Source organism: Haloarchaeobius baliensis (genome assembly GCF_052060055.1).
Taxonomy (GTDB): domain Archaea; phylum Halobacteriota; class Halobacteria; order Halobacteriales; family Natrialbaceae; genus Haloarchaeobius; species Haloarchaeobius baliensis.
In genome coordinates this window covers 943633-961955 of the sequence record NZ_JBPPFR010000001.1, presented here as the reverse complement: position 1 = coordinate 961955, position 18323 = coordinate 943633, and the positions used below count along the sequence as shown (strand labels likewise).

Here is an 18323-nt window from a genome sequence, read left to right as displayed (position 1 = left end):
TGTTACTCGGTTTCTGCTTCAAAAAGTTGGATGTTTGACCACCCAAGGGATATTTGTCGCACGATACCCTAGCTTGAGCTGTCCTCAGTCACTTGGACAGCAGGTACGCGACAGCCAGAGCGGCAAGGGCGGCAACGAGCGCAACCTCGTTGGCGTCCTTCCCCGTGGTCGTGACTTCCGGCTCCCCGTACGGGGGAAGGAAGTCAAATGAAGATCTTTCCTTCATGTGGTTTTATCAACACCTCCAGCCGCACCTACGTTTTCTCAGTAGGTACCTGTTGGCTACATACCAGTTAGTATTGTTTGCACTTGAAACTCTAGGTTGGGGTCCGCCTGATTGGGAGATTTCTGTGCACACGTATACACACAATTTGTCCGGATTGGGTCTGATTGGGCGTGTTTCGGGCCACTGCGATACCGGTTTCAAGAGGTGGAATCAATGCACCTTTGACATGGTATGTTTCAACTCCAAATCTGGCCCTCGTATCATGTCTATCGATAGTTCCGACAGACTGACTCTTGGTACACAATCCGACCATGAAGATAGGGGGCCAAAGAGGGCCATCGAGTACCCCCACGAAATTCGAACGTTGAGCAGTACGCAAAACCACAGTTGTTGGCTCAAGGATATAGGTCCCTCTTTACCCGGATGTGAGGGGCTGTTCGTACCCAGTTCCACCACGATAAGTTAGTCTGTGAAATCGTGATCTGGTTCCTGATATCATAGGACGGACGAAATCGGAACTTTCGTTTTCCGACTCTCTCGGTGCCCCCCAGTCCCTGACCACTTCATCAGCGGCATCTTCGACGAGCGGCGCATTCGCACCGTGACAATCCGTGCACTTGACCCAGATCGTCGATACGGAGCGAACGCATACCAGCCACCAGCTCGACGAAGCTTCCGATGGGCTTCTTCGTAGATTTGGAAGTAGCCGGTCGAGTCAACGTCACACGCCTTGATCTCGACGGGCGTGCCGTTCTGGAACTTCGCATCGTGCCAGTAGCAACGTGCAGGTGTCAGATTCCGCTGCTCGATGACGTAGTGTTCCGCCGCCGTGCCGTACTGATTGGCTTTCTTCGACGGCATGGCTACGCGCCTCGCGCGTTGATATATATCGACTCCTCTACTCTGAGCGCGGCGCGGTCATGGGCGAGGTCGCGCCGGTCGAAGACCGGGGCGACCGGCGTATGACCCACGAGTACGGGATGGGGTGTTGCAACTACAACACGCTCGCAGACCCGCGCTGTCATGCGATTACCTCCGCGACCTGTTGCACCTCGTCGCGGTACTTCCCGTCGTCCGTGTACCGGTCGTACCGTCTCTTGCAGGTAGAGTGGTCCCACGGGGTCGCTCCCGCCAGTTTACGCCATGCAACAGGTCTCTCGCTGTCCCATTTCTCCGGCTCCTCGCGAGCCGTCACGATGTTGTACATCGCGACCGCCTCCATCGCATCCTCGAAGTCTTCGGAGGTGTCCCCGTCGCCAGTACGGGAATCCTCCCAGGACCACTTCGTCGGTTCCTTGTCGTTGTACGTGAGGTCCGTCGGGGGGATGCCGGAGATCGGGTCGCCCAGCGGGTTCCGGGCGGAACCGTTCTTGATGGAGTCGAATACCTGGGCCTCCTTCACGTCGATCTTCTTCACGATGGTCCCCAGCTCCCGAACCAGGGGCGCGACGCTGTTGGGGTCGTGTCCGATGACGATGATCGAGCCGCCGTACTTCCTGATTTTGAACAGCAGCGGCCCCATCTTGGTGCGCATCGTGTACCCCTGCTCACCGACGCCCGACCCGGCGCTGCTCACTTCGTCCCAGACGAAAAGCTTCGGGCGCGGGTTTCCGGCGAGCACGTCGCCGTCCTGTTTCAGCCACTCGGTCAGCTCACCGTAGCTGCCGAGCCAGCCGTCCCGCACGCGGCCTTTGTCGTCGACCCACTCGTCCGTCTCTTCGAGCGTCTTGATGTTCGACGCCAGCAGCGCGTCGTTGGGCTGTCGCTCCTGCCAGAGCTGGGCGAGCAGCAGCGCGAAGTTCGTCTTGCCAGCACCCGGCGGCGCGAAGATGTAGATGATGGGTGCGGGTCCGCGCATCAGCCCGCGAAGTCGGTCCATCTCCTTGATACCGGACACGTCGGCCTGCTGGCTGGGGTCGCCGGGAAAGCTCTTCAGCGTGCTCATGTTCCCGTGCTCGAACGCCTCGGTGAATCGCTCGGTCCCGGCGACGCGGAGCAGCTGACGATGTTCGTCGAGGTCTTTCGCCTGCCCTGGCGCGAGATCGGGGCGGTCCCACGCCTCAGGCTCGTACATCTCCGCTCGGACCGAGAGCGCACGAGCGATTCGGTCGTTCTGGACGTGGGGGGCGTGGTGGTGTACCCGGTCGTTCGGACGGCGGGTGTTCCCGTCGCGCCACTCGATTGCGCCGCCAGCCGTGAACAGCTCTTGCTGGTCGGTCATAGGTCATCGCCCTCCTTCATCTCCGGCGATCGCTCCGGCCCGATTCGCTCGGCGTTCGGATTCCGAGTTGGGTCATATCCCTGGCTGTAGTCCTCGATCTCGTCGATTTCGAGCCGGTCGTCCGACCCGTGTACTCGGTCGATGGTGTCGTCCCACTGCTCGCGCACCGTGTCGGGCGCGAGCATGAGGCCGCGTTCTGTCGCCTCGGCGTTCCGGTTGATGACCTCCTGCTGGTTTTCGAGGGCGCGGCGCGTCTCGGTCCCGCGCAGCTCGTTGCGTTCGAGCCAGGCGTAGACGAACCGGTCGTGGAGGTCGTACACGAGTGATTTGAAGGTGACGAGCGCCGAGTCCTGCATCTGGCTCATGTAGCAGCCAGTCACCACTACTTCGCCCGTGTCGTCGTGATACTCGAACTCGCGGACTTCCCACGCGGTGTTCTCGTTGACTTGGTAGGGGGCGGGACCGTCGACGGTCTTGTCCTCCCACACCTCGGGCTTGACGTACAGCTTCCGGCGCACGTCCTCGGCGGCGTTGATGTGGTACACCTCCTCGTGGGTGAGCTTCCAGAACAGCTTGATGATGGTGACGAACAGCCCCGTCAGCGGCGGCCCGAACAGCAGCATGGTGGCGAACACGCCGCCAGTCCATGGTGGCACCTGCGGGAGGGCAGGCCGCCACAGCCACAGCAGCACACCGAGAGAGACGAGCAGGCCCGCGACGAGCGCCTGCGCGTTGCTCAGGACGTACGTGAGGCGGTCGGCCCAGCCGTCGAACGTCGCGCTGGTGTCGCCGGTCATGGTCATGCCTCGATCACCTCGCCCTGCTCCTTGCGGAGAATGATTCCCGTCGCTGTGAGCGCGGCCAGGACGGACGTGCCGACGCCAGCGAACACGCCCTGCGTACCACCGAAGGCTTCGAGCGGGTTGCCCGAGGGCAGGTCTTTCGAGATGACGAACTCCTTCTCGGTGGTCCACACCGAGACGGTCGACGTGCCGCGCCACGTCTCGACGTCGAGCACGACGCGGTTCATCCCCCGGTCGAGCCATACCTCGTGTTCGTAAGCGTCCATGTCGACAGCCGAGAGACCGGAGTCTGACGAGCGACGGTTGGCTTCCTTCATCGCGCCCATACTGTCTTGCCACTTCAGCAGGGTCGCCGGAGTGTCGGCTTCGAGGGTGAGCACGATACGACCCGGCGAGTATTCCATCTCGACTAGGGTGACGCCAGCGCCGAGATCGGCGCGAATCGTCGAGGCGCTGGGCTCCTCGGTCGTCCCGTTCGTCGCGGTCGCGTTGTCCCCGTCTTGTGCGGAGGTTACCCCAGGGACAGCGCCGGCCGTGACGAGTACGAGCGCGATGACCATGACCGCCGCTCCTCTCACGGCGTCATCACCTCGAAGTAGAGTTTGACCCCGATGCCGACCAGTACGGCCGCGAGCGCGAGCATGACGACGCCGCCACCGAGGGCGAGGCTCGCGCCCGTACCGAAGTCGGGCCAACCGATGCCGCCGCCACTCCCGCCACCGTTGGCGGCCTCTTCGATGCGCTCCTGTTCCTCCTGGCGGAGCTCGATCATCCGGTCGAGCTTCTCGCCGAGTTCCTCGTAGTCGTTCGTACGGTAGTTGTACTCCTGACCTTCGACGACAGCGATAGCGTCGCCGTCCTTGTCGGTCGCGCCGGAGAGTTCGAACGGTTCGGTGAGCACGACGCTCCGGTTGGATGCTTCGACGTGGAACGTCAGCGTCCCGTTCCCGTTGGCCGGGTCATACGTGTCGCCGACGGTCCAGTTACCGGAGCCGTCCGGCGGGTCACCGACGACGAGCCCGGTTAGCTCCTCGGTGGAGTTGTTCGGGGTGAACTCATCGGTCGAGATCGTCATCGAGCCCGTCGTGTTCAGGTTGGGAGTCGTCGCCCCGGCCTGCGCGAGTGCCACTACCGAGTAGAACGAATAACCCGTCTCGTCGAGGTTCTGGCTGCTGTCCATCGCCGCCGCCTGGACAGACTGGTACTCGTCGATGTCGAGTTCGCCCCGGACGTAGCTGCCATAAAGCCCGTTGACGGTGCTGTTCATGTTGTCGAGCATCTGTTGGTTCTGGCTCTCGATCTCGGTGATGATGGCCCACCAGCGCGAGCCGTTGTAGACGTGGACCTGCTGGCCGTCGTACTCGGAGAACACGTCGACGTTGGCGACGCCGTCGTTGCCGTAGTCGTCGTTCCCGACGAGGGTCGCACCTTCGACGAGCGGGCCGTAGTACTGGCCGATACCCCCGCCGCCGACGTGCGAGCCGTCGCCCTTCGCGTCCATCGCGGCGAACTGGACGACCGACCCGTTGGGGAGAGTGTAGTTGTAGCGGTCGGCGACTGTGCGGTTAGTGATGCTCAGGTCGAGCCGGTCGTCGTTGGCTGCCCAGTCGATGTAGAACGTGGTGCTGTTGAGGGACTCGTTCCGGCGTACCTCGTCGAGATACTCGAACTCCTCCCACTTCGCGTTGCGGTCCGCAATCACGTTCTGAAGCATCCGGCTGTAGTACCGCCGGACAGCATTCCGAGCAGCGACGCGCGTCTCTGCCTGTGTGCTGTTGTTCTCCAGGGCGTTCAGCGTCGCCACCTCGGCCTTCGTCCACGCCACAGTACGGGCGTTTTCGAGGCTGTTGTGGGTGCCGTCGAGGAAGCTGTCAGCAGAGACGGAGAGCGTTTCAGCCCGGCTGTGGATGTCCTGCATCTCCTGTTCCTGGTTGCCCTGTCGAATCTCTTCGATTCGGCACTCGGTGGACTTGTCGAAGTTGCCCTGGAGCATGTCGACGGCGACGCCGATTACGTCACGGCCACAGGGGTCTCCGGCGAAGCCGGTCCCGTCGTCATCGTCGTCGGGAGTCGACGCAGCGACCGGAGCGACGAGGGCGGTCGAGAGGAGCATGGCCGCGATGACCATGACCGCGAGACGGCGCACGGCCTTCATGCGAGGCTCACCCCGAACCAGACGAGCGAGCCGACGAGCACAACGGCACAGAACGCGAGCCCGACCAGCCGCGCGGTCGGATCACTCATGCTGGCCTCCGTCGGGTTCTCGATCGATGATGCGCTGGCGGATGCCCGCCGTGGTGATGATACGTTCGAGCTGCTTGGTCGTCTCCGGGTCGAAACCTCGGAGCACGATTCTCCCGGGTTCAGCGGCTTGGTGGGTACTCATGAATGGGTAGGGGAAAGCGGGGTTACTGGTACGCGAGCAGGTAGAACCCGGCTCCGTTCACGCCGATCATGAGGAAGCCGAAGCCCCAGAACGACGCGATCAGATCGGCGAAGGCCGGAACGAGCACGTAGAACAGGTTGGCGATGATGAACACCGGGCCGACCCACTCCAGCGGGCTCTCGGGCTCCATGATGTCTGGCTGGTTGGTCGCCCACGCGATGCCGATAGCCAGCAGCGTGACGACCGCGCCCACGGTGATGCTCGGGCCGTTCGAGATCGCGTACACCACGTCGCTCATATAGAGCGTGACCGGGGCGTCGACGCCGACGGTGGCGATGCCCGCCATTGCGAACGTCGCGGCGACGAAGAACGGTGCGAGGAAGCTGTCGATGAAGTCGATTCCACTCGGGTTGTGGAGCCAGTCAGGCCCCATCGTTGTAGTTGACATACTACGCCCGAGGCTTCGGGAATTAGCACTTAATGGGGAGTATCAAGACTACAAACCAAGAGCGATAAACAGAAGTTCTGGTACCAGTGTGATTACAACTAGAGTATCACACCCAAAACCGCAACTCCGGTCCCAATTATTGCGATTACTGTCCCCCAGTTTCGGCAACTCTTTTCAATTGATTTGTAGACAATATCGGCTAACTTTTCTTGACTGAAGGCGCCACGAAAGAACTCGTCAGTAGACCCATCTGGGTAGGTTACTTCAATTCGATCAGCGCCATTCCTTATTTCTCTTGGGACCTGATTGGGTGGTGAATCATTTCCGTATTTTTCCACATAATCAATAAACTCCTTCCTCACCCGTTTATCTCTAACAGTAAATCGTATTCCTCTGTCGCTGTTTTCAATATCTTTGAATAATCTATATCTTGTTTTGACATTTGGAAGTACTGAATACACAGTATTCCTAATGCGTCTGCTTATTACAGGTAGCACCCTGATTACGATTCCAAGAAGTCCAAAAATAAGGCCACTTATCGTTAGTACCGGAACAATCACGGTCACAGCCTCCATAGCAATGAAATTAAATGTTTACATGTGGGAACAGGCCGAGAGTGTCACGTTTAGACAATTTATGATTATAGACCGAGAATGATAGTCCAAATTAATAGTTCACTTCCACCCCATCTCCTTCTCGTAATTCGCCCGTTTCAGTTACTATCTCTATTAAATTCTAGACTTTCGTCCATTCTCAGGACCACTTTCACTTTCACTCCGGGTATAAGGATTCGTACTATTACAGTGCCGTCCCTCGATTTCGATGCGGATGGCAAACGTAGTTAACGTAGATGATAAGACGCATCGCTGGCGATGGACTTGCCCGGCCGGACACCGATCTTGGGAGCCGACGAATCACCACTTCTGGTGTAAGCAGTGCTCGCGGATTCCCGACCTGGACGGGAGCTTCGACGAACTGCACGACAAGCAGCGCGGCGAGACCTTCAAGCGGGACGAACTGAAGCTGGTCACGGACGCAGGAGCCTACGTCGACGTGTACGGGAAGGAGGGACGGCCGTGACGGTCGCTACTCTTCCAGCTCCTCAGCGTCTACCTCACCCGCGAGATACGCACGCCCGAGGTCGGAGAGTCGATAGATGCCCTTCGACTCGTCGTGATGTTCGATCAGCCCGTGGTTTCGAAGCGCGAGAACGTGTTCTCGGACCGTCTGGTGATTCCAGTCGATGTTCTCCGAGATGTGGCGAGGGTTCAGAACGAGTTCGTGTACTCCCCCGTCGTTCTTCAGCAGTTCGAGGATGTCCCTGTCGACCGGAGTCATCCACTCGGCGAGACGGGGGCGCATTTGCTCCATGGTCGTCCGGGCGTTGTATCACTATTTCCCTCCATCTGGATAATCAAACCATCGAGTGTGTTCTACCAACTACCCTGTTGGTAAAGGCTAAGTGGTTCGCATACAGGGTAGTAGGTGAGACGAGTTCCCGCGCGGACCCGGTGCTGGCGGAGCACGGGTTCGCAGGAAAGTTGCGGGCCCCGATGTTGCAGCATCGGGCCCGCGTGGGGTCTCGTAATCAGGGTACGAAACCCATGTACGAAAACGACAGAACGGGCCATAAATCCCCGTACGGTAGCGACGTATCGCCCCTCCTGACTGGTATCGTCACCCGCGAGGTCTACAGATGAGCGCGGGCGACGAGCTGGAGCCGATTCATCCAGCGGACGCGCTCGATATCTGGCTGGAACGGCTGGAGTCGACCCGCGCAGACGAGACGATAGAGAGCTACAGGTACCGGATGCAGTCGTTCCTCCAGTGGTGCCGGTCGGAGGGCATCGACAACATGAACGAGCTGACGAGCCGCGATATCGTCCGCTTCGACTCGTCACGCCGTGCGGACGACCTGGCAGTGACGACCCTCAACACGCAGATGGGGACGCTGAAGCGGTTCATCCGGTTCTGTGCCCGGCTCGATGCCGTCGACGACAACCTGCCCGCGAAGATCGAGGTTCCGTCGGCGGACCTGGCCGACCGGGTGAACGACGAACTCCTCTCTGCGCACCGCGCGGAGACAATTCGCGAAAACCTGAATCGCTACGCCCGTGCGTCCCGCCAGCAGGCGATGTTCGAACTCCTCTGGCACACTGGGTGCCGTCTCGGTGGGCTTCGGGCCCTCGATCTCACGGACTGCTACTTCGACCGCGATGACCTTGACCGGCTCCAGCACCAGGACGACATCGAGCGCGAGGCATTAGAGAACGCCGAGCTGCCGTTCGTCTACTTCAGGCACCGACCGGAGACGGGGACGCCCCTGAAGAACAAGCGCGACGGTGAGCGCCCGGTGGCCCTCTCCCGCGAGGTCGCGGACCGGGTGCAGGAGTACATCGAGGTGAACCGAGTCGACCGGTCGGAGCCGAACGAACGCCGCCCGCTGTTCACGACGGAGAAGGGTGCGAACGCTCGCGTGTCGAAGTCAAGCGTCCGCCGCGAGGTCTACATCATGACGCAGCCCTGCCGTTGGGGGCAGTGTCCGCACGGGCGGAGCACGTCGTCCTGCGAGGCACTGAAGCACGGCCTGGAGGCTCGGTGTCCGTCGAGCCGCTCCCCGCACCCGATTCGGTCAGGTGCGATTACGAACATGCGAGACAACGGCTGGCCGCCGGAGGTCGTCGCGGAGCGGGTGAACGCGACGCCGGAGGTCATCAGAGCGCACTACGACCACCCGGACCCGATTCGGCGGATGCAGTCTCGTCGGGAGTTCCTCGATGGGGGTGACGACGATGACTGATTCCCCACGCAGAACGGGGATTGCTGGGCTCGGCGGTCCCATTTTGCGGAACGAAGTGGAGCAAAATGGGAGCAGGTTGCGAGCGCAGCGAGCAACCGTGGTCCCATTTCTCGAACTCCGTGAGAGAAATGTGGACGAGGACGACGAGCGGAGCGATCGACCGTGGTTCCAGTTCTATAGTAGCCAAGGACGGACCGAGTGACCGCTGTTCAGAGTGTGCCCAAGGGCACAAAGCAGAAAAATACTCAGCCCCCACCCCACCTTCCGCCGATTCAACTTGACATTCTCGACATGGGGGTCGTTGCCCAACTTAATCCATGGAGGCTCGTATCCTTCGGAAGATCTCGGCCCCGGTAATTCCCGCTAACGGAAGCAGGAAACCCCACACGTAGCCAGCCATGTGTGCATAGATTCCTGCCGGGGCAGATGATGGGAATAGGCTTTGAATCCCAATCAGGAAGAGCAGAACGCTGAAAATGAAATAGAACACCCGCCGGTCCGCTAGAAAGTCGAGTTGCTGGGTTAGTCGATGGCCCACGTAGATTAGAACGAATACTGCCATCCCTGCTACAACCAATATTGAATTATTCAGCTGTCCCAGATTGTAGAATGCCACGGAGATACCGAGACCGAACAGACCAATTGTGCTCCACATCACATCTGCGGTCCAGATTACATTTCCTCTGATTAACTTCGAGTAGTAGCTCGCAATCGCGATCGGCAAGAACCCGGTTACTGCGCCGACAGTTTGAGAGAAGCCTACACTTTCATATTCAGCGAGTATCTCGGGATGATTCGAGAAGATACGGATAACCGTCCAACTGGCGACGAATGGAAGAATCACCAGATACGCAATGAAGGCATATCGGTAGATGTGAGCGGATTTCGTCCGCTCCGTCAGAATATACGCGCCTCCACCGAGGAGCCAGTATCCTGCAATGTTGTTGGAGATGTGTGACAGGCTCCGGTGGGCCAAGTTCGATCCAAGAATACCAACGAGGGTTGGGTTTCGAGCCTCAAATTCCAGCAACTGTTCGCTCCGGGGGAGTGCGTAGATAGCCATCAGAGCTATCGAGGGTAACACGAAATACAGCAAGATATCTCGTTGAACTTCTGAATCCTGGAAAATTCTTAGAGCATCTGGAATGCGTCCCTGTTTCTCACTTTCTGCCGCCGCCATACTTATTCCGCCCCCGCGATTTTCTGAGTCTTGAGCCATAATGCAATCCGTTCGACGAGCGCCAATAACATATAAAGCCAGGACAGTTCAAATAAAATATGGGTTGTGACGTGAATCATAGGGGTAAGACCGAAGCTATGATTGGCATCACGAGCCACTGCAGTCGGGTGGTTACGGATGGATGAAGAAGAGGAGCTACTTCGGAAGTATAACGGGCCAAATCAGAATACCAAACGAGAAATAATAAAATTACTGTACAATAACCCGCACAAGGAACACCAGCCGGAAACAGTATTCGAATCAATCAAAGACAATTGCCCTGCGAATACGTCTGATACGGTGGCTAACGCCCTGTCTGATCTATCTGGTGATGAAGAGATAATCGAGCAAGAACGGCGCTCATATTATCAGTGGAGTGGTGAAGGTCGTCGACGTCCGAACCGTCAGCTGCAGGAAGTACGAATTTCAATGTTCGAATGGCTAAAATCTCTTGAACTCTCTTTCTACACAGCGATATTAGCCTTCTTGATTTGGGCTCTCGGTATGATATTTGCAGCAATTAGTCTTATTCCCCTATTCACTTCCAATTCAGTAGCAGGAATCACTTTCATAGGGTGGTTCCGATTAGCAGGTACGCTGACAATCTTGGGCTCAACTGTAGTGATGATATGGATTCCACTATACTTGTGGGACGTGCGAACTGCCAAGTGAAGGGTAGCCATCACAATCAGACTACAGAATAACCGAGAGGATAGATTCGATACGAAATCCCAGGGGGTCACACATCAACAAACCCGATCCTCCGAATATGCACACGAGGCTGCAGTTGCTGTGTGTACACCTTACCTGAGTCCCCAAGCGGGATAGAACAGCAATCCGCAAACCACCCCGAACACCCCGAATCGACGCGAGACCTACCTCGCACTCACAGCACACAACCCGACAACCAGTCCTCGTGTGCAGGAATCCCACCACGACACCGTTTAGGCCGACCGAAAAGTTGTAACGTTCGTGATAGGATTTATCTCCGCTGAGCAGCTACCTCCACACATGAGTCTCGTGGGCAATCTCGTCGTCGTCTTCCTGGCCGGGCTGGCGACCGCGCTCGCAACGGGTCTGGGGGCGCTGCCGTTCTTCCTCGTCGACGACGTGAGCGACCGGTGGAACGTCGCGCTGTGGGGGGTCGCATCGGGCATCATGGTCTCGGCGTCGCTGTTCGGCCTGATGAACGAGGGCCTCGCCGCCAGCGACGGCTTCCCGGCCATCCTGCTCGCGGGCGTCGTGGTCGGGGTGCTGCTCGTCGTCGTCGCCGACGACGTGCTCGACCGGGTCGACGTGGGGAAGTACGCGGACGACGAGCCGGAACGGGCGACCGACGGCGGAGCCGTGGAGGGGGTGCAGGAGCACGACCCCGACCACGCAGCCGAGGGCCACGGGGACGGTGACCACGAGCACGACCACGACGAGCACGGCCACAGCCACGACCACGCGGAGCTGGTCCACCCGGACATCGTCGCGGAGGGCGACCTGAAGAAGCTGGTGCTCGTGCTCGGCGTGCTGACCGTCCACTCGTTCCCGGAGGGGGTCGCCGTCGGCGTCTCCTTCGCGGACATGGGGCTTGCGGGCGGCATCGGGATGCTCGGGCTCACCGTGCCCGTGCTGGCGATCATGATGACCGTCGCCATCTCCATCCACAACGTCCCGGAGGGGCTGGCAATCTCCATCCCGCTGCGGGCGATGGGCGTCGGACGCTGGCGGATGGTCGGCGCGGCCATCTTCTCCAGCCTGCCCCAGCCCATCGGCGCGGTCATCGCGTTCGCGTTCGTGCGGAGCGCCCGCGAGTTCCTCCCGTTCGGGTTCGGCTTCGCCGCCGGCGCGATGGTGTTCCTCGTGCTGACCGAGTTCATCCCGGAGGCGCTGGAGGCGGGCGAGGGGCTGGACTCGAACGGTTACCCCGAGCTCACGGCCGGGCTGGTCGGCGGCTTCGGCGTCATGGTCCCGCTGCTGTTCGTGTGACGGTCACACGCCCCCGGCGCACTTTTGTGTCGCTGCATTGAACTTCCAGCCATGCAGCGCAGAACGGTCCTCTCGGCCGCGAGCATCGCCCTCCCCACCGCTCTGGCGGGCTGTAGCCTCCTCGACGACACAGAGGAGGTGACGGAGTCCGTCGACCGGACGGTCGACGTCGACGGCGGGACGCCGGTCAGCGTCGTCGGTCGCAACGGCGACATCGCGGTGACGGCGACCGACGGCGACGCCGTCTCCGTGGCCGCGACCAAGCGCACCCGCGGCGGGCAGGACGCGCTCGACGAGGTCGCAATCAGGGTCGAGACCACCGACGGCGCGGTCCGCATCGTGGCCGACTACCCCGACGACCTCGACCTGCTCGCGCGGCCGGTCGTCGTCGACTTCGAGATCGGCGTCCCGTCAGGCGTCCCGGTCGACCGCGTGGAGACGGGTAACGGGGACGTGACGGTGACGGGCGTGGCGGGAGACGCCACGCTGGCCACCTCGAACGGCGCGGTCACCGCCGAGGACGTCGACGGCTACGTCGCCATGCGGACGACCAACGGGCCCATCGAGGCGACCGGCGTCGCCGGGCTGGACCGGGCGGTCGGGACCAACGGCGACATCGACGTGGAGCTCCGCGCCCTCCGCGGTGGCGTGCCCGTCGAGACCACCAACGGCGACGTCACCGTCCGTGCCGCCCCGGAGCTCGAGGCGACGTTCGCCCTCGAGACCAGCGTCGGCGAGGTCTCGGTCGCGGGGCTGTCGCTCGGCCGCTCGACCGACCGCTCGGACCGCGTCGTCGGCGACCTGAACGGGGGCGGCGAGCGCGTCACCGTCGAGACGACGAACGGCGACGTGACGCTCCGGGCGCTCTGAACCGGGTCACCAGTCCAGCTCCCGGTCCCGGTCGTCGCCGACGTCGAACTGGCGCTCGGCCTCGGGGTCGTCGAGCAGCAGGTCCAGCCGGCGCTCGAACTCCACCTCGTCGATCTCGCCGGCGACGTAGCGTTCGCGGAGCCGTGCCGCCTCGCTGGCTGCGTCCTCGCCCCCGGTGTCGACGGTGGTCTCGACCGACGTCTCTGCCTCGAACCAGTCAGCCGCGCCCCCGTCGTTCCCGCCGTCGCCCCCGGCGAACAGCGACAGGAGCCCGGCGGCGACCGCGCCGAACAGGACGAGCAACCCCAGTACCACGACCGCGGTGAACACCGCGCTGAGGATGCCCAGGACCAGTCCGACGACGGTGGTGACGACGCCGAGGAACACCAGCAGCACGAACGCCCAGACGATGAGTCGGAGGACCGTGCCGCCGAAGGAACGTCCCATGTTCGACTGTCCGACACGCGCGGACAAAAAGCTTCGACCGGCCCACGAACCAGCCAGATCCCGTACAAAAACACGTTTCAGCGAGCGCTTTAGTGGCCACGTCCGGTATCCCGGTTCATGCAACGGAACGTACACGTGCTCGGACTCCCGGGGAGTCTGCGCGACGACAGCGGTACCCGAACGGCGACGCGACGTGCCCTCGCAGCGGCGGCCGCCGCGGGGGCCACGACGGAACTGCTCGACCTCCGAGAGTACGACCTCCCGCCCCGTGACGGCGACGACCGCGATGCCGGGGACGCGCCGGCCCTCCGCGAGCGTGTCGCGGCCGCCGACGCGGTCCTGCTGGGCTCGCCGGTGTACCACGGCTCGTACGCCTCGCCGCTGAAGACCGCGCTCGACTACTGCGGGGCAGACGAGTTCGAGGGGACCACCGTCGGGCTGCTGGCGGTCGCGGGCGGGAGCTACCCGACGCCGACGCTCGAGCACATGCGGTCGGTCGCCCGGGCGGTCGGCGCGTGGACGCTCCCGCTGCAGGTCGGCATCGGCGACGCCGGGGCGGCGTTCGAGGCCGGGGAGCTCGTCGACGACGACCTCGGCGACCGCGTCGACCGCCTCGGCGAGGAGCTGGTCGCCTACGCCGGCGTCGAGTCGTACCCGACCGCCGTCACCGAGACGTTCGACCCGGTGACCGGCGACTGATGGAGCCCGACCGCTACCTCGAACGGATCGGCGTCGACCCCGCGAGCGTCGACGTCGGTGCCGTCGACCTGGACACCGTCGGCCGCCTCCAGCACGCCCACGTCGGTGCGGTGCCGTTCGAGAACCTCGCCATCGTCGGCGACCCGTTCGACGACGCTGACGACGGTGCTGGCGTCGTCCTCGCGCTCCCGCACCTGTACGAGAAGGTGGTCGAACGCGAGCGGGGCGGCTACTGCTTCGAACTCAACGGGCTGTTCGGCTGGCTGCTCGCAGAACTCGGCGTCGACACCCACCGGGTCGCGGCACGGGTCGTCGGCGACGACGGGGACGCCACACCGCCCGCGAACCACCACACGAACGTCGTCGCGTTCGACCGCCGGTACCTGGTCGACGTGGGGATGGGAACGCCGACGATGCGCCGACCGCTCCCCGTCGGCGGCGAGGTCGTCACCGGCCCCGTCGGCGTGGACTGGCGCGTCGTCGAGAGCGATCGCCCCGACGAGACGCACCTGACCCAGTACCGCAGGGCCGGCGACGACGACTGGCAGGACCGCTACCTGTTCACCGACGAGCCACGCGAGCTGGGCTACTTCGAGGCGACCTGTGACTACCTCCAGAGCGCGCCGGAGTCCACCTTCACCGGCGACCCCATCGTGACAATCGCGACCGAGACGGGCCACGCGAGGCTGAAACGCGACTCGTTCGTCCGCGAATCAGACGGCGACGAGCGCGAGGAACCGGTCGCCCCCGACGAGTGGCACGACGTGCTGAAACGAGAGTTCGGCCTTGAGTACCGGTCGCCCTGAGCGACCGCCCTCGACGGGAGCCGCTTCTCAGTCCGACGGCGTCGCCTCATCGGCGGTGGCGGTCGTCGTCCCCGTCCCCGCGCGGACCGGTCGCGTGAGGAACCAGAGGACGCTTGCGACGACCACGAGCACCGCCCCGGCTCTGGGCAGGAACGCGAGCGGCCCGAGCTGTTCGGCGACGCCACCCAGCGAGAGCTTCAACAACCCGCTCGACAGCGAGAGTACCATCGAGACGCCCGAGAGGACCGTCGCCCGACCGACGTCCGCGAGCCGGTCGTTGAGGTACTGGTTCTGGACCGGCTGGACGACCGACCGGACGCTCCGGTAGAGGAAGAACGTCGGGACGAGGAACACCGGGAACAGCGCCCCGAGGACGAACGCGACGGCGAACACGGGGACGAGCAGCCCCAAGACGCCCCGTGCGCCGAGGCGCTCCTCGAACCAGCCCGCCGTCGAGGCTGCCCCCGCGGAGACGAGCTTGAAGGCGGCGAAGACGACGCCCAGCCCGGCGGCGGGGACCCCGAGCGCGTCCAGCGCCGGCTGTTCGACCATCCGGGCGAGCCCGAACAGGCCGGAGAACAGCGCGACGTAGGCGACCAGCCAGCGGACGCTCTCGCGACTGGCCTGCACGCGGAGCATCCGGACCGCCTCCCGCACGGTGAACACGTCGGCGTCCTCGTCGGCCACCTGGACCGAGGGGAACGTGTAGAGCACGGGGACCCCGGAGACCGCGAGCGTCGCGCTGAGCAGGAACGGGAGCTCGTGGGCGACGCCGTACAGCAGCCCGCCGGCGATGGCCGTCACGCCGGAGGTGAGGAGCAACACGGTGCTGCCCCGGCCCTTGATGCGGGCGAACTCGTCGTCGTCGCAGGTCCGGGCGAGCAGCTCGTAGAGCCAGGCGTCGCCCGTGCCCGAGCGGAACGCCCAGCCCGTCGCCCAGACGACCTGCATCGCGACGAAGCCGACGGGCGTCTCGACGAAGGCGTAGCCCGCCATCCCCGCCGCCCGGAGCAGGTTGCCGACGGCCAGGCTGGCCCGCCGGCCGATCCGGTCGCCGAGGTAGCCCGAAGGGATCTCGGCGGCCAGCATCGCGAGCGAGAACGTCGCCTGCACCAGCGCGACGAACGCCAGCCCGAACCCCTGGTCCAGCAGGTAGAGGACGCTGATGGGGAGGTAGAAGCCGGCGGCGTTCGTCGCGCGGAACAGGTAGTACCGCCGCACGACCGAGTCGTCCGTCGCCATCACAGCTAGACGTACGGGAGATGAACTTGTAGGGTTTCCCGGAAATTCACTTCTGTAAACAGCCTTGCTGGAATCCGTTTTGGTACGGATTCAGACAGCTCGGGCGGGCGGAATACTCAGGCGGTGTCGTTCGCTAGCTCCCGCACCGCGTGCAGCGTCTCCACCTCGTACGTCGGTTCCGTCGAGAGTTCGACCGCCCGGCTGTGCTCGCGGCGGACGAACGCCGAATCCATGCCGGCGCGCTCGGCCGCCACCACGTCGCTCTCGCTGTCGCCGACGTAGAGCGCCGACCCGCCGCCGAGGTCCGTCATCGCCAGGTCGAGGTAGTGCGTGTTCGGCTTCTTCAGCGAGATGCTCTCGATGGTCATCGGCCGGCCGTAGTACGTCTCGAACTGCGCGCCGAACGCGAACCGGTCGAGGATGAACTCGACCGTCGTGTGGTGGTTGTTGCTGACCACGCCACAGGGCTGGCTGATGTCGGCCAGCGCGGTCACGTCGTCGTAGCTGTCCCGCCGACCCGCACGGAACGCCTCGAACTGCGAGCGCTCGTCGTGGCGCTCCCGGGCGTCCCAGAGCGCCTCGCGGTCGACGTCGTAGGTGCGTTCCAGCTCGGCGAGCAGGTCGGGCGTCACGCCCCCGGTGAGCGCCGTGACGTGGTCGTCGTCGACCGGTTCGATGCCGAGCTCGTCGAATGCGTCGTGGATGGCCGCCACCTGGTCGTCGTGCGCCGGCGGGTCCACCAGCACGCCGTCGTTGTCGAAGAGGATCGCGTCGTAGGTCGTCACTTGTCGGGTGTTGTAGTGGTCGGGAGTTGGGTGTTGTGGTCGTGTGGGGCCAGCTCCCACAGCCCCCGACGATGGGCTTTATCGGGCCGCCCGTCGTCACCCAGGCCATGTCCCAGGAGTACGGCCTCACACACGTCAGGCTCCTCGTCGACGCGTACGCCGACTGCTTTCGGTTCTACCGCGACACGCTGGGCTTCGAGGCGACCTTCGGCGACGAGACGAGCGGCTACGCAGACTTCGACGCCGACGGGGTCGCGCTCGCGCTGTTCGACGCCGACGAGATGCTCGACGCGCTGCCCGGTGACGACGAGCGAGACCGGACAGTCCGGGGGCGCGACGACGCCGCGCTCGTCCTCCGGGTCGACGACCTCGACGCAGCGTACGAGACCGCCGTCGACGGTGGCGGGAACGCCGTCGCCCCGCCTACCGACCACGTGGAGTGGGGCATCCGGACGGCGCACGTCCGCGACCCGGACGGGACGCTGCTGGAACTGAATCGCCCGCTCTCCTGAGCCCACCGCCGACAGCGGTTCGGACCTACAGTGGTTCGGTGTCCAGCTCGAACGCGGGCGGCTGGCTGCCGTCGGAATCGGTGAAGTCGTACTCGCGGGCGAGGTCGCCGACGGCGTGAACGTCGCCGGATCTCTCCATCACGGCCGGGTCACCGGCCAGCGCGACGACGGCCCGGCCGACGTAGGCGGGCGAGTGCGTCTCCTCGGGCACCGGTTCGCCCGCCGCCTCGAACGTGGCGACGACCCGCTCGGTCCGCGTGAACCCCGGCTGGACGACCACCGACGCGACGCCGTGTTCGCGGAGTTCGTGCGCCGTGGCCTTCCCGAGGCGCTCGACGGCGGTCTTGGAGACGTCGTAGGGGACGCTCCCGCGGTACTTCTCGCCGTCACCCGAGGACGTGGCGACGATGAGCCCGGTGTCGCTCGCCAGCAGGAGCGGGACCGCGAGTCGGCTGGCCGAGAAGTGCGCCCGGACGCCCGCGTCGAACATCGCGTCCCACCGGTCGAGCGGCTGCTCCCAGAACGGCGCGTCGAACGTCTCGTCGTACGCTTCGTAGCCGCCCCAGACGTTGTTGACGAGGAGGTCGAGGCGGCCCTGCCGGCGCTCGATGCGGTCGAACAGCGCCTCGACGTCGGCGTCGACGGTGTGGTCGCACCGGACCGCGACCCCCTCGCCGCCGCGCTCGGTGACCAGTTCGGCCGTCTCGGTGACGGTGCCGGGGAGTCCCTCGGTTCCGTCGGCGACGCTGCGTCCCGTCACGTACACCGTCGCGCCGGCCGTGCCCAGTTCGATCGCGATGCCACGCCCGACGCCACGGCTCGCACCGGTGACCAGTGCGACCGTCCCGGAGAGGTCTGTCATGGCTCTCGTAGGTGTCGACC

The 18323-nt window shown here is 63.4% G+C and carries 23 protein-coding genes; 8 read left to right on the top strand and 15 right to left on the bottom strand.

The features are described 5' to 3' along the window. Nucleotides 1-88: 88 nt before the first annotated feature. From ACSG06_RS04945 to ACSG06_RS04910, 9 genes are all read right to left on the bottom strand, one after another. On the bottom strand, nucleotides 89-226 hold the full coding sequence (locus tag ACSG06_RS04945) for a hypothetical protein (protein WP_440989158.1): 138 nt from the start codon (nucleotides 224-226) through the stop codon (nucleotides 89-91). Between the two features lie 495 nt (nucleotides 227-721). Beyond that, nucleotides 722-1087 (bottom strand): PD-(D/E)XK family putative nuclease, encoded by a 366-nt coding sequence (locus ACSG06_RS22035; protein WP_502306426.1) that lies wholly within the window; start codon nucleotides 1085-1087, stop codon nucleotides 722-724. Between the two features lie 2 nt (nucleotides 1088-1089). Further along, complete coding sequence (locus ACSG06_RS04940; protein WP_440989157.1) at nucleotides 1090-1251, bottom strand: hypothetical protein; 162 nt, start codon at nucleotides 1249-1251, stop codon at nucleotides 1090-1092. After that, nucleotides 1248-2447, bottom strand: a complete 1200-nt coding sequence (locus ACSG06_RS04935; RefSeq protein WP_440989156.1) for an ATP-binding protein — start codon at nucleotides 2445-2447, stop codon at nucleotides 1248-1250. Before ACSG06_RS04935 ends, ACSG06_RS04940 begins: the two co-directional genes overlap by 4 nt. Continuing rightward, on the bottom strand, nucleotides 2444-3250 hold the full coding sequence (locus ACSG06_RS04930; protein ID WP_440989155.1) for a hypothetical protein: 807 nt from the start codon (nucleotides 3248-3250) through the stop codon (nucleotides 2444-2446). The genes ACSG06_RS04935 and ACSG06_RS04930 overlap by 4 nt, the downstream gene beginning before the upstream one ends. Then, complete coding sequence (locus ACSG06_RS04925) at nucleotides 3247-3810, bottom strand: DUF8063 family protein (RefSeq protein WP_440989154.1); 564 nt, start codon at nucleotides 3808-3810, stop codon at nucleotides 3247-3249. Before ACSG06_RS04925 ends, ACSG06_RS04930 begins: the two co-directional genes overlap by 4 nt. A 14-nt stretch (nucleotides 3811-3824) precedes the next feature. Beyond that, complete coding sequence (locus ACSG06_RS04920) at nucleotides 3825-5405, bottom strand: Env/VP5 family phage fusion protein (RefSeq protein ID WP_440989153.1); 1581 nt, start codon at nucleotides 5403-5405, stop codon at nucleotides 3825-3827. 253 nt (nucleotides 5406-5658) lie between these two features. After that, a complete protein-coding gene (locus tag ACSG06_RS04915; protein WP_440989152.1) occupies nucleotides 5659-6084 on the bottom strand; it encodes a DUF8023 family protein in 426 nt (141 codons plus the stop codon). 98 nt (nucleotides 6085-6182) lie between these two features. Beyond that, entirely contained in the window at nucleotides 6183-6659 is a 477-nt protein-coding gene (locus ACSG06_RS04910; RefSeq protein ID WP_440989151.1) for a hypothetical protein, read from the bottom strand. A 253-nt stretch (nucleotides 6660-6912) separates the two neighbouring features. On the opposite strand from ACSG06_RS04910, the gene ACSG06_RS04905 reads away from it, so the two are divergent. Then, the gene (locus ACSG06_RS04905) at nucleotides 6913-7164 is read left to right on the top strand and encodes a hypothetical protein (RefSeq protein ID WP_440989150.1); all 252 of its coding nucleotides are present in this window, start codon (nucleotides 6913-6915) and stop codon (nucleotides 7162-7164) included. 6 nt (nucleotides 7165-7170) lie between these two features. Here ACSG06_RS04905 and ACSG06_RS04900 read toward each other — a convergent pair whose 3' ends face one another. Next, entirely contained in the window at nucleotides 7171-7446 is a 276-nt protein-coding gene (locus ACSG06_RS04900; RefSeq protein ID WP_502306425.1) for a winged helix-turn-helix domain-containing protein, read from the bottom strand. Nucleotides 7447-7780: 334 nt separating this feature from the next. On the opposite strand from ACSG06_RS04900, the gene ACSG06_RS04895 reads away from it, so the two are divergent. Then, nucleotides 7781-8884 (top strand): tyrosine-type recombinase/integrase, encoded by a 1104-nt coding sequence (locus tag ACSG06_RS04895; protein ID WP_440989148.1) that lies wholly within the window; start codon nucleotides 7781-7783, stop codon nucleotides 8882-8884. A gap of 310 nt (nucleotides 8885-9194) precedes the next feature. On the opposite strand, the gene ACSG06_RS04890 is transcribed toward ACSG06_RS04895, so the two are convergent. After that, a complete protein-coding gene (locus tag ACSG06_RS04890) occupies nucleotides 9195-10064 on the bottom strand; it encodes a hypothetical protein (RefSeq protein WP_440989147.1) in 870 nt (289 codons plus the stop codon). 177 nt (nucleotides 10065-10241) lie between these two features. Between ACSG06_RS04890 and ACSG06_RS04885 the strand changes: the two genes are divergently transcribed. The 3 genes from ACSG06_RS04885 to ACSG06_RS04875 all read left to right on the top strand — a co-directional run bounded on the left by ACSG06_RS04885 (nucleotide 10242) and on the right by ACSG06_RS04875 (nucleotide 12950). Then, nucleotides 10242-10775, top strand: coding sequence for a hypothetical protein (locus tag ACSG06_RS04885; protein WP_440989146.1), 534 nt, complete (start codon nucleotides 10242-10244; stop codon nucleotides 10773-10775). Nucleotides 10776-11114: 339 nt separating this feature from the next. Beyond that, complete coding sequence (locus tag ACSG06_RS04880) at nucleotides 11115-12080, top strand: ZIP family metal transporter (protein ID WP_440989145.1); 966 nt, start codon at nucleotides 11115-11117, stop codon at nucleotides 12078-12080. Nucleotides 12081-12131: 51 nt separating this feature from the next. Continuing rightward, on the top strand, nucleotides 12132-12950 hold the full coding sequence (locus tag ACSG06_RS04875; protein ID WP_440989144.1) for a DUF4097 family beta strand repeat-containing protein: 819 nt from the start codon (nucleotides 12132-12134) through the stop codon (nucleotides 12948-12950). Between the two features lie 6 nt (nucleotides 12951-12956). On the opposite strand, the gene ACSG06_RS04870 is transcribed toward ACSG06_RS04875, so the two are convergent. Next, nucleotides 12957-13397 (bottom strand): SHOCT domain-containing protein, encoded by a 441-nt coding sequence (locus ACSG06_RS04870; protein WP_440989143.1) that lies wholly within the window; start codon nucleotides 13395-13397, stop codon nucleotides 12957-12959. Between the two features lie 117 nt (nucleotides 13398-13514). Here ACSG06_RS04870 and ACSG06_RS04865 point away from each other — a divergent pair, with 117 nt between their 5' ends. Next, nucleotides 13515-14096: an NADPH-dependent FMN reductase gene (locus ACSG06_RS04865; RefSeq protein WP_440989142.1), complete on the top strand. Its 582-nt coding sequence runs from the start codon at nucleotides 13515-13517 to the stop codon at nucleotides 14094-14096. Then, the gene (locus ACSG06_RS04860) at nucleotides 14096-14902 is read left to right on the top strand and encodes an arylamine N-acetyltransferase family protein (protein WP_440989141.1); all 807 of its coding nucleotides are present in this window, start codon (nucleotides 14096-14098) and stop codon (nucleotides 14900-14902) included. Before ACSG06_RS04865 ends, ACSG06_RS04860 begins: the two co-directional genes overlap by 1 nt. A 27-nt stretch (nucleotides 14903-14929) precedes the next feature. On the opposite strand, the gene ACSG06_RS04855 is transcribed toward ACSG06_RS04860, so the two are convergent. Both ACSG06_RS04855 and ACSG06_RS04850 read right to left on the bottom strand, forming a co-directional pair. After that, on the bottom strand, nucleotides 14930-16144 hold the full coding sequence (locus ACSG06_RS04855; RefSeq protein ID WP_440989140.1) for an MFS transporter: 1215 nt from the start codon (nucleotides 16142-16144) through the stop codon (nucleotides 14930-14932). A gap of 116 nt (nucleotides 16145-16260) precedes the next feature. Next, on the bottom strand, nucleotides 16261-16929 hold the full coding sequence (locus tag ACSG06_RS04850) for an HAD family hydrolase (RefSeq protein ID WP_440989139.1): 669 nt from the start codon (nucleotides 16927-16929) through the stop codon (nucleotides 16261-16263). Between the two features lie 107 nt (nucleotides 16930-17036). On the opposite strand from ACSG06_RS04850, the gene ACSG06_RS04845 reads away from it, so the two are divergent. Then, nucleotides 17037-17441, top strand: coding sequence for a VOC family protein (locus tag ACSG06_RS04845; protein ID WP_440989138.1), 405 nt, complete (start codon nucleotides 17037-17039; stop codon nucleotides 17439-17441). Between the two features lie 25 nt (nucleotides 17442-17466). Here ACSG06_RS04845 and ACSG06_RS04840 read toward each other — a convergent pair whose 3' ends face one another. After that, nucleotides 17467-18303: an SDR family NAD(P)-dependent oxidoreductase gene (locus tag ACSG06_RS04840; protein WP_440989137.1), complete on the bottom strand. Its 837-nt coding sequence runs from the start codon at nucleotides 18301-18303 to the stop codon at nucleotides 17467-17469. Nucleotides 18304-18323 lie beyond the last annotated feature (20 nt).

Coding starts and splice junctions, on each gene's coding strand:
- ACSG06_RS04930 (WP_440989155.1), bottom strand. CDS start 3,250: ATGACCATGACCGGCGACACCAGCGCGACGTTCGACGGCTGGGCCGAC.
- ACSG06_RS04945 (WP_440989158.1), bottom strand. CDS start 226: ATGAAGGAAAGATCTTCATTTGACTTCCTTCCCCCGTACGGGGAGCCG.
- ACSG06_RS04870 (WP_440989143.1), bottom strand. CDS start 13,397: ATGGGACGTTCCTTCGGCGGCACGGTCCTCCGACTCATCGTCTGGGCG.
- ACSG06_RS22035 (WP_502306426.1), bottom strand. CDS start 1,087: ATGCCGTCGAAGAAAGCCAATCAGTACGGCACGGCGGCGGAACACTAC.
- ACSG06_RS04880 (WP_440989145.1), top strand. CDS start 11,115: ATGAGTCTCGTGGGCAATCTCGTCGTCGTCTTCCTGGCCGGGCTGGCG.
- ACSG06_RS04910 (WP_440989151.1), bottom strand. CDS start 6,659: ATGGAGGCTGTGACCGTGATTGTTCCGGTACTAACGATAAGTGGCCTT.
- ACSG06_RS04885 (WP_440989146.1), top strand. CDS start 10,242: ATGGATGAAGAAGAGGAGCTACTTCGGAAGTATAACGGGCCAAATCAG.
- ACSG06_RS04895 (WP_440989148.1), top strand. CDS start 7,781: ATGAGCGCGGGCGACGAGCTGGAGCCGATTCATCCAGCGGACGCGCTC.
- ACSG06_RS04940 (WP_440989157.1), bottom strand. CDS start 1,251: ATGACAGCGCGGGTCTGCGAGCGTGTTGTAGTTGCAACACCCCATCCC.
- ACSG06_RS04865 (WP_440989142.1), top strand. CDS start 13,515: ATGCAACGGAACGTACACGTGCTCGGACTCCCGGGGAGTCTGCGCGAC.
- ACSG06_RS04875 (WP_440989144.1), top strand. CDS start 12,132: ATGCAGCGCAGAACGGTCCTCTCGGCCGCGAGCATCGCCCTCCCCACC.
- ACSG06_RS04840 (WP_440989137.1), bottom strand. CDS start 18,303: ATGACAGACCTCTCCGGGACGGTCGCACTGGTCACCGGTGCGAGCCGT.
- ACSG06_RS04905 (WP_440989150.1), top strand. CDS start 6,913: ATGGCAAACGTAGTTAACGTAGATGATAAGACGCATCGCTGGCGATGG.
- ACSG06_RS04925 (WP_440989154.1), bottom strand. CDS start 3,810: ATGGTCATCGCGCTCGTACTCGTCACGGCCGGCGCTGTCCCTGGGGTA.
- ACSG06_RS04935 (WP_440989156.1), bottom strand. CDS start 2,447: ATGACCGACCAGCAAGAGCTGTTCACGGCTGGCGGCGCAATCGAGTGG.
- ACSG06_RS04915 (WP_440989152.1), bottom strand. CDS start 6,084: ATGTCAACTACAACGATGGGGCCTGACTGGCTCCACAACCCGAGTGGA.
- ACSG06_RS04860 (WP_440989141.1), top strand. CDS start 14,096: ATGGAGCCCGACCGCTACCTCGAACGGATCGGCGTCGACCCCGCGAGC.
- ACSG06_RS04845 (WP_440989138.1), top strand. CDS start 17,037: ATGTCCCAGGAGTACGGCCTCACACACGTCAGGCTCCTCGTCGACGCG.
- ACSG06_RS04900 (WP_502306425.1), bottom strand. CDS start 7,446: ATGCGCCCCCGTCTCGCCGAGTGGATGACTCCGGTCGACAGGGACATC.
- ACSG06_RS04920 (WP_440989153.1), bottom strand. CDS start 5,405: ATGAAGGCCGTGCGCCGTCTCGCGGTCATGGTCATCGCGGCCATGCTC.
- ACSG06_RS04855 (WP_440989140.1), bottom strand. CDS start 16,144: ATGGCGACGGACGACTCGGTCGTGCGGCGGTACTACCTGTTCCGCGCG.
- ACSG06_RS04890 (WP_440989147.1), bottom strand. CDS start 10,064: ATGGCGGCGGCAGAAAGTGAGAAACAGGGACGCATTCCAGATGCTCTA.